The organism is Gemmatimonas phototrophica, assembly GCF_000695095.2.
In the GTDB taxonomy this organism is placed as follows: Bacteria; Gemmatimonadota; Gemmatimonadetes; order Gemmatimonadales; family Gemmatimonadaceae; genus Gemmatimonas; species Gemmatimonas phototrophica.
The window spans coordinates 1377177-1390972 of the sequence record NZ_CP011454.1 but is presented as its reverse complement, the minus strand read 5'-3'; the positions used below and the strand labels follow the sequence as shown (position 1 = coordinate 1390972).

Genomic DNA, 13796 nt, shown 5'->3' with positions numbered 1-13796 from the left:
GTCAGGAAAACCAGCCTTCGGCGCGCAATTGCGCCCAAATCGTTTGGACCACCTTGCCCCCGTCACGCAGCAACTGCTGCTCATCGGCCACCACCAACTGCCCGTGCAGCACCTGCGCATAGCCCTGCGTGAAGACATGGCGCACGCTGTGCCCATTCGCGTACAGCAGATTGTGCAGTGGTTCGGGACCCGCAGCGCCACTGCCCACCAGCAGACCGCCTACCTCGATGGTGCAGAGATCGGCCTTGGCCCCCACGGCAATGCGCCCGAGATCGGGTCGGCGCAAACCATCGGCCGCGCCATGCGTGGCGCCCGCCACCGCTTGCATGACGCTCGGCAGAGGGAGCTTTGTGCCCGAGAGCTGGTTCACCAGCCGCGCCCGCGCACGCCCGCAAATCACGGCCAGCTTGAGGTTCTCCACGTAGTCATTGGAGTGCGTATCAATGCCCACGTTCGTCGCGGCACCGGCCGCCAGCGCTTCCGGATACGGCTGCGATCCGCTTGAATTGCCGGCGCCGCCACCCGACGGACAGTGTACGTACACACCGCCACGCTGCTGCAGCAGCGACCAGTCGTCGGCCGTGGCCGCGGTCATGTGGGCCCCAAAAAACGGCCCATCAAACGCGCCCAGCGTCGCTAACCACTGTGCGGGCGAGACGCCATGCGCCCGTTGCACCGTACGCACCTCACCACTGCCCTGCGCCAGATGGGTGTGAATGCCCGTCCCGAGTTCCCTGGCGGCGGCAACAACCGCTCGCATCGTTTCCGGCGTGTGTGTATCCGCCGCGTGCGGCGTCATCATGGGCATGATGAGGCCGTCCTCCGCACCACGAATGCTCAGGGCATACACACGATTCGCATCAATCTCGGCCAGCGTTGCCGAGACGCTTTCGGCAAGGATCGCGTCGTTACTGCGACGCCAGATGGGAAACAGACGCGCCGTCCCCGGTACCATGCCCCCCGGAAAGCCGCGCACATGCCATTGGCGCGCCACGCGCACGTAGCTCTGGGCCTGACGCAGGCTGAGGCTCATCTCCACATGACTCGTACAGCCAGAGCGTACCAGCTCGGCGATGTTGTACGCCGTGAGTGCATCCAATTGGTCCTCGGGGAGCTGCTCCACCAGCTCAATGGGGCGCTGATAGGAACGCCCGCTTTCAATAAGCCCGCGCGTGGGACTTCCCGACGCCGCATGCGTGTGCCCCGAAATGAACCCCGGCAACAGCAGCTGCCCCTCCGCATTGATGCGCTCCATCGTACCCCGCGCGCGGCCGGTACCCACCTCCACAATGTCATTGCCACGTACCCGCACAAAGACATCGGGCACCACCTCAGGGCGACCATTACGCCACAGCAACCCGTACGACGCCTCCACCACGAAGTCTCGCGTCTTCAAGCGACGCGCAAGGCGGGCACCCTCGGGAGACGGGGGCTGCGCCCCTACCAACCCTGCCGTGCCCAGCACCGGCACCAACGAGGCGGCGGCAGCCCCACGCATGAATGCACGTCGCGAGATGTTCTGTGTCATGCCTCCAATCAACGCCGGGGGCCGACCATGACAAGTATCAGATGCATGAAGTGCCGCCGGGCCAGGGTGCGGATGGACGAGCATCTGGCAGGGGCGCCAAAGCGCCCCGAAGTGGCTCGTCCATCCGTACCCTGGCCCGGCGGCACAACGCCAACAGACCGCGTTTACATGGCCGGCGCCTGCAAATCCTGCAACGCCTTCTTGAGCAGATCCGTCTTCTTGCCATCACAGCCACGGGCACCTTCGGCCGCGCTCACCGCTGCCTGCAAGGCCGTGTTACGGGCCGCGCCACTCGCCTTTTCGGCCGCGGCAATCTGCGAGCGCAGCGTACCCACCACGCCCGACGCGCACTGCTTGCGCTCCAGCTGATCGGTGAACGCCTTGGCCAGCGCAAAGCTGGGCGGCCACGAAATCTTCGGCTGTCCCTGTGCGTTGAGCTGGTCCCACTTCACCGTCTTCGCCGCATCGATTTCGTTCTGGGAGATGAACTCGCTGGGCGTAAGTTCGGCCACGTCCATGCCACGCGCGATTTCCGAGCTGACGATGTGGCCGTTGTACCAGTACACCGACCACGAGCCGCCCATCTCCATGCGCGTACCGTCAACCGGGCCGCGGTCAAAGCTGGCGATTTCCTTCGGGTTGGCCGCGTCCGTCCAATCAAACACCGAGATGCCGCCCTGATACCACGCCTGCACCATCACGTCGCGCCCCGGAATCGGGATGAGCGAGCCGTTGTGCGCCACGCAGTTTTCGTTCGACGTCTGGTACGTGGGAATCTTGTAGTAGCTCTTGAACACCATCTTCTTGTTCACGATCTCGAAGATGGCGTTCGCTCCCCATTCCGGCTTGTCGAGCGGACGGCACTTCGGAGCGCCACCGCCGCCCCATTCGTCGCTGAACAGAATCTGCGTGCCGTCATTGTTGAACGTGGCCGAGTGCCAGTAGGCAAAGTTCGAGTCGGCCACGGCATCAAGACGCGTGGGATTCACGGGGTTGCTGATATCGAGCAGCAGGCCGTGTCCTTCACAGGCACCACCCGCCAGACCAAGCGCCGGATACACCGTGATGTCGTGACACTGCGTTCCTTCGCTGATCGGGGCATTCGCCGCACGCGCCGGCGGTGCTTTATCGGCACCCTGCGCGGCCAGCATGCGTTTGACCACACCGTCCACGACCGGACGCGCCGCCGCCGAGTCAGCCGCGTTGGGCGCCGTGGCACCACGCGCCTTCATGATGCTGTCAATGATCGGCTTGGTCATTTGCGGCGGCAACACGATTTCCTGCGACATGATGGGGATGAACGCCGTAAACGCGCCCTTCGCCTTGGCCGCGGCAATTTCCGCCTTGTCGGCCGGCGATTCGCCATGCCCGGCGGGCGATTGCAGCCCAGCGAAGATGTTCGCGCGGTTCACCACCGCCGCCTTGCTCGGATCAGCGAGCGGCACCTTGATGATCTCGATGCGCAGACGCGACGAATTGGGATCACTGCTGGCCGCGTTGCTGCACTCGGGCAATTCTCCCGCCGGACGAATGCCCGAGGAGCCGGAGACATAGATGTACACGTTCTCCTTGTCCTTCGGATCTTCCAGCACCGTGTGCGTATGCGACCCACGGCAGGTCTGCACATTGGCCACGAGCTTGGGCTCACGGATATTGCTGATATCGAAGACACGCACGCCGCGCAGGCGCTCCTTGCTCACCGCCTGGGAGTTGCCCCCTGGCTTGCAGTCGATACGCCCGTTGAGCGCTTCCGCCGACATGAACATCAGATTCTTGTACACCGACACGTCGTTCTGCGACGCCGGGCACTCGTAAGCCACCACCAGCTGCGGGCTGGACGGGTTGCTGATGTCCCACACGACCGGGCCGTTGTAGTTGCCCTGAATGACGTAGTTGCCCGTGAACGCGAGGTCGGAGTTCGTCTCGCCAAGAAAACCCTTGGGCGACTGCGCGCGGGCCAACACCCGCATGTTCGACACCGCTTCACCAGCATCAAACAGACCGGCCTTGAGCGCGTTGCGAGGATCGGTGGCCGGTGACGGGGCCGTATCGGGTTTGCGGGCAGGAGCGCAAGCGGCAAACGTGGCCGTTGCCAACGCCAGCAACGGGAACGCGCGCGATCGGAAAGCGTGCATGTCGGTGAGATGGAAAGGGAGGGAAAACTGCGACGTCGGCAGAACCGGCCCCAGCAGAGACAGGGAGCATAGCGCCAAACGGATCGGGATGTGAGCGATGATATCCCGTACGAACTGAGGGGTGGTTCGTTTCGATTTCCCAGATCTGAAACGGACGAAGGCGCCTGTCCGGTCGGTGGCGACAGGTGGGGCGGGGCGATTTCCCACATCCCCGTCAGGTAACCGGGCGCCGAGAGGAGGCTTTGCCCTACGCCCCCGAGGGACCGGACGACGCACGTTTGCATTGACCGCGCCGCCATGGCAGCGGTGCTCATCGCGATACCGCCGCGACTTTTCGAGAGGATCCATCCATGCGCCTGCTCCCGATCGTCATCATTGGTGTGGCCGTACTTACCTGTGCCGGTGCCTCCACGGTTCAAGGGCAGGGCACCCAGCCGCCTACCCGACTCCCCACCACACGGGTTACCGGGGATACCACGAACCTGCTGACCGTGCAGAACGACCGCGCCAGTGCGGTGACCGTCTTCATTGAATCCGGAGCCTTTGACCGCCGGATTGGCGTCGTCCCAGCAGGAAAGACGGGCACGCTCACGTTGCCTGCCTGGGCCGTGCGCGGACAGCGATCGGTGCAGGTGTTCGCCCGCGCCGACGGCGAGTCCGGAGATTTCAGCACCATTTCGCTGCCTCTGGGCGGCACCAACCGACTCGGTATGCTCATCCCTCCCAAGGAAGGGCTGGCCAACTGCGACAGCCTCGGCATCTCGCTGTCAAAGGACGAGTTGGCCAGCACGACACTGACCGTGGCGAATGAGCGGTCCAAGGCCGTCACGGTATTCGCCGAACAGGGGAATTTCTCGGTGCGCTTGGGGGACGTGGCCCCAGGTTCGCAGGTGAATCTGCGTTTCCCGGTGGCCATCATTCGCAGCGACAACAGCATTCGGGTGTTTGCCCGACCGGCTGGCGGATTGGACCTGGCCACCCAGGCCCTCCGTATTCAGAAGGGCGAACATCTGGCCATGCGGATTACCCCGTAAGCAGGTAGCGCCAGACCGGTAAACGCGTTGTGACGGACGCGCCGTGGGCGGGGTACACTCGAGATATGATCTCCTTCCCCGTCCCGGCGCTGTGCCGATTGCATGCGCGGCGTGCGGCCACGGCCGCCGCCGTGGTGCTCTTCGGCGCCTGCGCTTCACCGGCCGCGCCGCCCGACTCTCCCGCTGGCGGACTGGCGGCCGGTGACGAGGTCAGCCCGGCGGGGAACGGCGTGTTTTTCGTTTCGTTCCTCGAGGTATTGAGTGACTCGCGCTGTCCAACCCGTGTGAAATGCGTGTGGGAGGGCGATGCCACCGTGCGCTTTGGCTATCGCTTTGGACGTGGCGCCACGGTCCCGTTTGTGCTGCAGCTGAACACGGCGCCACGGGATACGCTCATTGATCGTGTGCGGGTGGTGTTCGATTCGCTGACGCCAACGCTGGAAGTTCCCGGCGCGCCCATCCCCGCCGCGCGATATCGTGCGTGGGTGTCGCTCAAGCCGCTCCCCTGACCACGCGCGCGATCGTCCGGTAACGTATGCGGGTGATCAACACCCGACATTCTGCGGGGCCCGCCCGAGCTTCCGGTCAACAGTTCCGCCACCGTGGCCATCATCGCCTGTGGTGGATGCTGGCCGCGCTCCTGTTGGCATCCTGCCGCTTCCTGCAAACGGGTGATCCCGCAGATCTGCATCCAACCGCACCGGGGGCCATTCAGGTGGTGGGCAATTGCACACCAACCTGCACGGACTCGGTCGATGTGGTCGCCATGGGGGTCGCCGGGTTTCTGGTGGTACCATGGCGCGATACCACGCAGCTGGTGCTCACGGCCCCCCTCTTCAGCAATCCCTCGGTGCCGTGGATGATGTTCGGGGATCTGTTCTTCGGCACACAACCAGATACCGCCACCATCACGCGCCGGCTGCAGGCGATGCCCGCCGCCAACGCCGACCGGCTGTCGCGGGTGGCAGCAGTTGTGGTGGGGCATGGTCACTACGACCATCTCATGGACATCCCACCGCTCGTGTCGCGATTGCCAAACGCCCGCGTGTACGGCAGCGAAACGGTGGCCAATCTGCTGGCGCCGGTATCTGCGCTTCGCACTCGGCGAGTCATCGTGGACAGCACGGCTGGGCGTGATGCCAACCGCCCGGGCACGTCGTATGCCGTGGGCTCCGCCGTCCGCCTCCGCGCCATCCAATGGGCGCACGCACCAAACATCGGCACGATCACCATTTCGCCCGGCCATCAGCGCACGCCGCGACGCACGCTCCCGCGGACCGTGCATGGCTGGAAGATGGGCGCCGTGTATGGCTACGTGATCGATATTCTCGCGGCGGACAGCAGCGTGGCCTTTCGCCTGGTGTTTCATGACGCCGCCGCCAATGCCGATGTTCAGCGCCGCACCGGCGAGGTGATCGCCACCATGCCACCGGCTCATCAGACAATCGCAATGATTACCGCGGCCAATTTTGATCAGCCGGCGAAGTACCCCGATATTCTGCTCGCGCATCTCGCCCCGGTACACGTGATCCTCGGACACTGGGACGACTTCTTTCGCTCGTCGGACGCTGCAGAACGGGTCGTGCGGGGTATTCGCGCCTCTGAATTGGTGGCGCGACTGGCGCCGTTTGTCGGAAATCGGTGGACGGCCCCACGAGCCGGTGCCATCACGCGCTTTCGCTGGTAGCCTCACTCTGTGCACAGACCCAGGATACATATGCGGCTCCATCACCAGACAGTTCTCACGGCATTCCTCACGGGCATCCTGTCACTTCCCTGCCCGCTCCTCGCGCAGCCGGCGGCAGGCACCCGCGTCTTTACCGGAGCGACCATCATTGATGGCACCGGCAAGGCGCCGCAGCAGAACGCCACCATCGTCGTGACCGACGGGCGCATTACCGCGGTCGGGCCTGCGTCGCAGGTGACCGCTCCAGCGAACGCCGAGCGTATCTCACTGGCCGGGAAAGTGATCATGCCGGGGATCATCAATGCGCATGGGCACGCGTCCTCGGTCGCCAATCTCGCCACCTATGCGGCGTATGGTGTGACCACCGTGTACTCCCTCGGCGATGAGTCCGCGGACGTATTTGCGGCGAGAGAAGCGCAACGCACCGTCTCACCTCCGCACGCGCGAGTCTTTGTGGCGGGGCCGGTGCTCAATCCCTCCAGCGTGAGCGAGGCACGCGCGCAGGTGGCGGCCGTGGTCGCACAGGGCGTAGACATTGTCAAGATTCGGGTGGACGACAATCTTGGCACCACACCGAAGATGTCGCCCGACGTGTATACGGCGGTCATTCAGGAAGCGCATGCCCGCGGCAAGCGGGTCGCAGTGCATCTGTACTACCTCAACGACGCCAAGGCGTTGCTGGCCGCCGGCGCCGATTTCATTGCCCACAGCGTACGCGATCAGCCGGTCGATGCGTCGTTTGTGAAGGCGCTGTCCGCGAGCACGGTGTGTTACTCCCCCACCTTGATGCGGGAAGTCTCCACGTATGTGTACGAAAGCACACCGGCGTTCTTTGCCGACTCCCAGTTTCTGGCGCACGCCAATCGCGCCTGGATGACGACGGTCACGCAGCCGGCTCGTCAGGAAGCCACGCGCACGAGCGCCAGCGCGCAGCGCTACAAAGCCCAACTGCCAGTAGCCACGAAGAATCTCAAGACGTTGCATGACGCTGGGGTGCCCATTGCCATGGGAACAGACACCGGCCCGCTTGGTCGCTTCCAGGGCTATTTCGAACTGATGGAACTGGAGATGATGGTGGACGCCGGACTCACGCCCGCGCAGGCGATCAGCGCCGCCACGCGCGACGCGGCCAAGTGCATGCAGATCGACCGGGAAGTCGGCACGCTTGAGACCGGAAAGTGGGCCGACTTTGTGGTGCTGGAGGCCTCGCCACTCGCACGCATTGCGAATATCCGGCGGCAGCACTCGGTGTGGATTGGTGGACAGCGCGTTGGCGCTGCACGGTAAACGTGCGTTTAGCTGTCCTGCTGCAAATGGTGGTGCAGCAGCAGGCGAGCCTTTCGCCAGTCACGCTGGACAGTGCGCTCCGACACGTTGCGGAGATGAGCAATCTCCATGAAGGAAAACCCGCCAAAGAAATGCAGGTCCACCAATTCCGCGAGCATGGCATCCACCGACGACAACACATCCAGTGCTTCTGACAGCGACTCCAATGACTGCACTTCGGATTGATCTCCCGGGATCTGCCCATCGTCCATGGTGATGAGCTGAAACTCCCCGCCGCGCTTCTTGGCCTGACGGTTCCGCACGTAGTCAATCACCAACCCCCGCATCGCGCGGGAGGCGTACGCCAGGAAACGGGCCCGGTCCGGAAACTGCCCCGCCTCACGATCACGCATGTTGAGATAGGCCTCGTGCAGCAGCGACGTGGTACCCAGAGAGACGCCGTCGCGCTGCCCGCGAAGATGTTTCTCCGCGATCACACGCAGTTCGTGATACAAGGCTGAAAACAGCGCGCCAGCAGCGGCCGGGTCACCAGTGGCGGCCTGGTCCACCAGCAGACGGATCGACATCAGCGTGCCACCAACTGCTGTTGAAATGCCACGAGGTCGCGGGTGGCTGGGTGCGCCGCGCCAAAGCCAGCCCGCAACGCCAGCTCTGCCTTCCCCGCCAGTAGGCGCGCATTGACGGTATCGCGCAACAGCGCCCGCGCCCTCCCCTGCACCAGATACGACAACCCGATGTCGGCGCTGCGCGCCGGATTATGCCCCATCTGTTGTTCCAGCCGAATGGCGTGTCCAGCCAACGTATCGGCGGCCGTGCCATCGCCGGCGGCCAGCGCCGCGCGCGCGGCACGGTACACGATCCGATGATACGGTGGCGCGTTCCGCCCGAATGGGAAATCACGTTCCGCCAGTGATTTCAAATACGCCGTGAGAGCCCGAGCTGGTTGACCGCGCGCATCATCGATGCGGGCGTCAATCATGGCCACGCTCCCGGGCCCAAGAGCGCCGGCCTTTTCAAATTCATCGCGCGTGCGCTGGGCGGCAGCGGGTTGCCCGGCATCGGCCTGGGAATTGGCAAGGTTGGCCAGCGCCCACCGGGTACGAAAATCATCGCCGCTCTTTCGCGCGTTCACGACCGCGGCCTGAAACAGGCGAGCCGCCGAATCGGCGCCGAGCAACTGCCGCGCCACCTCACCCGCCAGCACGGTCACGTACGGCGGGACACTGGTGGAGTCAATGCGCTTCGCCAGCAAGAGCACCCCCTGCAATGCCGAGTCGGCGGACTGCATTTCGCCCAGATCGCGCAGGTCGGAGGCAACACGTTGGCGCGCCCGCAGCATCGGTACGCTGCTGCTACGCCCCGCCCGCTCCAGTGCGGCCTCCCAGCGTCGCGCCGCATTGTACGCGTCGCGAATGCGATTGTTGTTGTGGTATGTATCCGTCAGATCGGACAGCAGCGACGCAAACGTCGCAGACGAGGTATCACCCGACGCAATGGCCACGGCCAGCGCTTGCTCGCCATAAACGACCGCACTGTCTGCCGGCCCCAATTCGCCCACGATACGTGCGCGCGCCATGAGACAGGGGACCTGCACCGACGCCGGCACGGGCTTGAGATTCCTGGTGGCCCTTACGGCATCATCCACGAACGGGCGGGCCACGGCCGCACTGTCCGGATCACGCGATGTCCAGAGCGACAGCGCACACAGGGCGCGGCCTTCCGACTCCGCATCACCGCTGGCGTTCGCGATTGATCGCGCGCGATCCAGCAGGGTGCGTTCGGCGGTTGCATCATCGAGAGCCTCATAGCTTGCGGCCAGATCGAGCAGCATGCGGGCGGCGAACCGCGGATCGGTGGCGTAGTCCGCTTCGATCAGCGTACGGGCCTTGAGCAGCAGTGTCGCCGGCGTAAACGGTTCGCCGGTGGGTACCGCCTGCATCAGCGTTTGCAGAAACCCGTTGGCGGCCGTGGCGCGACGTTCCTCCTGCACGGCCCGGTCGCGTTGCCGCCTGGCCTCGTCGCGCTCCTGACGCGCCACTACCGACTGGCGCGCCGTCACGGCGGTAGCGGCGCCGAGAGCGGCCACCATGAGTACAGCGGCGGACACCGCCACCCGGTTGCGCCGCACGAACTTTTGGAGACGATAGCCTGCCGATGCCGGTCGTGCATGTACGGGTACATGCCGTAGAAAGCGGGCAATGTCTTCGCTGAACGCGGTCACCGACGTGTAGCGCTGCGCCGGTTCCTTTTCGAGCGCCTTGGCCACAATCACTTCCAGATCGCCCGCATACAACCGCTGCAGACGCTCCACCGGGGCACTGCGCTGCTGCGCCGCCTCCTGGGTGATCACGGTACTCAGGCGACGCGGCGCGGTATCGACCACCGCCTGCATCACCTCCATGGCCCCGCGGACGTTGTTGGCGGTGGGATGCTGCCCGGCGAGCAACCGGTAGAGCAACACACCCAATGCGTACACATCGGTGGCCGTGGTGATGGTGCCGCCAGACACCTGCTCCGGTGCCGCATACTCCGGTGTCAGCGGTCCCCCGCCAACACCCGTCAGCTCCGTGGGCGCCTCATCACCCGGCTCGGCTTCCAGCAGCTTCACGATGCCGAAGTCGAGCAGTTTGACCGTCCCATTGCTGGTGACGAGGATATTGGAGGGCTTGAGATCGCGATGCACCAGCAACGACGCATGCGCATGGGCTACCGCGGCCAGCACCTGCTGAAACAACTCCAGCCGCTGCTCGGCGCTCAGCTTGCGCGCGTCACACCAGTGGTCGATGCGATCACCGTCCACATACTCGAGCACCAGAAACGGCTGCCCATCTTCAGCGACGCCCGCATCGGTGAGCCGAGCAATGTTGGGGTGGGTGAGGCGGGCCAGTGCATTGCCCTCGCGCGCAAAGCGGCGCGCGCCTTCGGTGGAGAGCCGCGACAGATGCGGCAGCTTGAGCGCCGCAACGCCATCAAAGCGACCATCACTGCGACGCGCCAGCCAGACGCTTCCCATGCCGCCTTCCCCGAGTTCACGCTCGAGGGTATAGGCGCCCATCCGGCGCCCGGCTGCAGCGCTCAACGCGGCGGAATTGGAGACAGCCTCCCGCACCAGCTGCGGTGCGGAAGTCCGCACGAGAAAGCGGGCAGCGTCCAGCGACGCTTCGTCGGCCATGAGCGCTTCGAGTCGCCGGGCCACGTCTGGCTGGGCCTGGCGCAAGTCCGCCAGCCACTGTTCGCGCTTCTCGCCGGTGACGGTCAACGCCGCCTCCAGCAAAGGGGCGAGCAGGGCGAGATCGTCGGAGGCGGCGTCGCCCATTCGGCGTGGCAGTTGGGGGAGTGACATGCGCGTGAGGAGCTGTGCTCGCGCTCATGTTGCACACCGTGAAGCCCATCCCGCAAGCAGTGTCCGACATTCAGGGAGATTTGTCGGGATGGGACGGGATTTTTCGATTATGTCATATCTCTTGTTCTATTGGGCCGTCATCACGTCCAGTAACGCGGCCGAAACCACGGGCGCCAGCCGTTCCAGCGCATAGGCCGTCATGAACGTTTTGGCGGCAATTTCACCACGGAATCGCGGGGAGACCTCTGGACTGACCTTCAGGCGATCCGACCGTTCTTTGCCGAGGTACAGGAAGGCGAGCCCAGCCGCATCATGCGTACGGACGCGTTCCTGCAGCTGCGCCGTATCGAGCGCACCGAGGAAGAACGCGTCCATCACGATGCGTGTCCATTCCGGTCGCATGGGATCGAGATGTCGCAGGGCCCGCAATTCCCGCGTCAACGCGGCCGAAGGAAGGTCCGCATGCGCGCGCCCGTACCGGATGGCGACGAGCAGTTCAGCTTCGAGTTCCACTTCGGTGTCCCCTGCGGACTCGAGCCCGGCAGGGGAATCTTGGATCACCACCTCTGCCATCTTTCCCACTAGCGCGGCGCTGCGGGACAGTTGCGCCGGATCCTCCGGATCAAGCCAGGAGCGACTGCTCCACTGCATCCACGCCCGCCCATCAAGGGTGGCAATGGTGTCGCTGACGGCATTGAGCGCCTCCACCAATGAGGGGTCATGCAGCGCCAGTCCTCCGGCCCGGGGGCGGACGTCCTCAGAAACAATGGTCACAGCCGCATACAGCTGCCCATCGGCATGCCGCACCCAGGATCGTTCCACGTCCGCCACCAACACCCCGATCTGCAGTACACCACCCAGCAGAGTTTCCAGCAGCGTGTGCGTACTGATCGAGCCGTCACGATGCGTCAGGGCGGTGAGCGCCTCGTGCTCGTGGTGCGCCCAGGCATGATCGGCCACGGAGACGCCCTGCTGCGCGCCGGCCTGAAACTCCGTGAACAGGGGCGACGGCTCGCGCGGCGGTCCCAGCACGAGCGTGAGGGCGGAGAGCAGGTGAGGCGGAGACGCCGCAGGCGTGTGCATGGACATGCAGCAGAAGCTATGCGGACGCGCGGCGGTGGGAAGGATTTGTACCGTCGATTATCATGCAACGATGATGCAGGGGTGAGCCAACGATCACCCCTGCGACCGCCGACGCCCTGCCCTCTCTGTGACTGTCACTTCGCCCGCCCATCGCACACCCGAGGACATCCTGCGCGAGGTCTTCGGGTACGATGCGTTCCGCCCTGGGCAGCGTCTGGTGATTGACGCCGTGCTTGAGGGACGGGACTGTATTGCACTGATGCCCACCGGCGCGGGCAAGTCGCTCACGTACCAGTTGCCGGCGCGGCTGCTGGGCGGCACCGTGCTGGTGATCTCACCGCTCATTTCGCTGATGAAGGACCAGGTGGATGCCGTGGCCGGTCTGGGCTTCAAGGTGGCGGCCATCAATTCCACCCTCGACCCCGAGGAGCGGCGCACTCGACTCGACGCCTTCCGGGCCGGCGCGTATGAGCTGGTGTACCTCGCCCCGGAAGCCCTCGACGGCTACCTCGGCGATTTTGTGCAGGGGTGCCCCATTTCCCTGCTGGTGGTGGACGAAGCCCACTGCATCAGTCAGTGGGGGCACGATTTCCGTCCATCGTACCGGCGACTGCAGGGGCTGAAGCAGCAGCTCGATGTGCCCGTGCTTGCCCTGACCGCTACGGCCACGCGCGAGGTGGCGCGTGACATTCTGCGCCAGCTGGGCATGAAAAAACCGGCCGGATTCAAGGGGTCGTTCTTCCGTCCCAATCTGCGCATCGGCGTACGCAAGAAGGGGCAAGGGGGAAACACCCGCAACGAAATCCTTGCGCTGATTCGCTCACATGCGGGCGAGAGTGGCATTGTGTATTGCCAGAGTCGCAAAGGCGTGGAGCAGACCACGGAATTTCTGGTGTCGCAGGGTGTCCGTGCGCTGTCGTATCACGCCGGTCTGAGCGCCGAGGAGCGCGCCAGCAATCAGGACGCCTTCCAGCGTGACGATGTGGACGTGGTGGTGGCGACGGTCGCCTTTGGCATGGGGATCGACAAATCCAATGTGCGCTTCGTCATTCACCGCGACATGCCCAAGGATATCGAGTCGTGGTATCAGGAAATCGGGCGTGCCGGACGTGATGGGCTGCCAAGCGACTGCGTCATGTTTTATTCGTGGGCCGACGTCATGCAGCACGAGCGGTTTCTCGACCGACTTGAGGACGAGGCGTTGCGGACCCGCACGCGTGCCGCCACGGTGGCGCTGTTCAATCTGGTGGAGCGGGCTTCCTGTCGTCATCAGGCGCTGGTGAGGCATTTTGACGAAGCCATCGACAACTGTGGCACATCGTGCGATCAGTGCACCGGTCAATCGGTGGCCACGCGGTTGGCGGAGGCGGCGGACCTTGAGCGCGTAGCCGTGGCGGGGTGGCGCAAGTCCACGCCGGGGGTTCGACTGCCATCACGCGCGGCGCTGGACGTCAACGAACTCGACGCCGACGACCGCGAGCTCTTTGATGCCCTGCGGGCCATGCGTCGGGAATTGGCCGATGAGGCGGGCGTGCCGGCCTACATCGTTTTTGGTGACCGCGTGCTGCTGGAGATGGTGGAGCGAAAACCGGACAGCCATGCGGCACTCCTGCAGGTCCCCGGGGTCGGCCAGGCCAAACTCGAGCGCTACGGCGACGCGTTTCTGGAAGTCCTCGCCATGTACTCGACGTAGGGGAAC

10 protein-coding genes are annotated in these 13796 nt (G+C 64.7%); 5 read left to right on the top strand and 5 right to left on the bottom strand.

The features are described from left to right. Window position 1: 1 nt before the first annotated feature. Both GEMMAAP_RS05770 and GEMMAAP_RS05765 read right to left on the bottom strand, forming a co-directional pair. On the bottom strand, window positions 2-1528 hold the full coding sequence (locus GEMMAAP_RS05770) for an amidohydrolase family protein (RefSeq protein WP_053334210.1): 1527 nt from the start codon (window positions 1526-1528) through the stop codon (window positions 2-4). Between the two features lie 164 nt (window positions 1529-1692). Next, a complete protein-coding gene (locus GEMMAAP_RS05765; RefSeq protein ID WP_053334211.1) occupies window positions 1693-3663 on the bottom strand; it encodes an LVIVD repeat-containing protein in 1971 nt (656 codons plus the stop codon). A 350-nt stretch (window positions 3664-4013) separates the two neighbouring features. Here GEMMAAP_RS05765 and GEMMAAP_RS05760 point away from each other — a divergent pair, with 350 nt between their 5' ends. From GEMMAAP_RS05760 to GEMMAAP_RS05745, 4 genes are all read left to right on the top strand, one after another. Continuing rightward, on the top strand, window positions 4014-4697 hold the full coding sequence (locus tag GEMMAAP_RS05760; protein WP_026849865.1) for a hypothetical protein: 684 nt from the start codon (window positions 4014-4016) through the stop codon (window positions 4695-4697). Between the two features lie 65 nt (window positions 4698-4762). Then, window positions 4763-5206 (top strand): hypothetical protein, encoded by a 444-nt coding sequence (locus GEMMAAP_RS05755; protein ID WP_026849866.1) that lies wholly within the window; start codon window positions 4763-4765, stop codon window positions 5204-5206. A 116-nt stretch (window positions 5207-5322) separates the two neighbouring features. Continuing rightward, window positions 5323-6384 carry an MBL fold metallo-hydrolase gene (locus tag GEMMAAP_RS05750; RefSeq protein ID WP_026849867.1) on the top strand — a complete coding sequence of 354 codons (1062 nt, stop codon included), beginning with the start codon at window positions 5323-5325 and terminating at the stop codon, window positions 6382-6384. Between the two features lie 30 nt (window positions 6385-6414). After that, the gene (locus GEMMAAP_RS05745; RefSeq protein ID WP_026849868.1) at window positions 6415-7671 is read left to right on the top strand and encodes an amidohydrolase family protein; all 1257 of its coding nucleotides are present in this window, start codon (window positions 6415-6417) and stop codon (window positions 7669-7671) included. Between the two features lie 8 nt (window positions 7672-7679). Here GEMMAAP_RS05745 and GEMMAAP_RS05740 read toward each other — a convergent pair whose 3' ends face one another. The 3 genes from GEMMAAP_RS05740 to GEMMAAP_RS05730 all read right to left on the bottom strand — a co-directional run bounded on the left by GEMMAAP_RS05740 (window position 7680) and on the right by GEMMAAP_RS05730 (window position 12103). Further along, window positions 7680-8237: an ECF-type sigma factor gene (locus GEMMAAP_RS05740; RefSeq protein ID WP_026849869.1), complete on the bottom strand. Its 558-nt coding sequence runs from the start codon at window positions 8235-8237 to the stop codon at window positions 7680-7682. After that, window positions 8237-11014, bottom strand: a complete 2778-nt coding sequence (locus GEMMAAP_RS05735; protein WP_082821095.1) for a serine/threonine-protein kinase — start codon at window positions 11012-11014, stop codon at window positions 8237-8239. Before GEMMAAP_RS05735 ends, GEMMAAP_RS05740 begins: the two co-directional genes overlap by 1 nt. 126 nt (window positions 11015-11140) lie before the next feature. Continuing rightward, entirely contained in the window at window positions 11141-12103 is a 963-nt protein-coding gene (locus tag GEMMAAP_RS05730) for a hypothetical protein (RefSeq protein WP_026849871.1), read from the bottom strand. A gap of 121 nt (window positions 12104-12224) precedes the next feature. On the opposite strand from GEMMAAP_RS05730, the gene GEMMAAP_RS05725 reads away from it, so the two are divergent. Then, window positions 12225-13790, top strand: a complete 1566-nt coding sequence (locus GEMMAAP_RS05725) for a RecQ family ATP-dependent DNA helicase (protein WP_026849872.1) — start codon at window positions 12225-12227, stop codon at window positions 13788-13790. Window positions 13791-13796 lie beyond the last annotated feature (6 nt).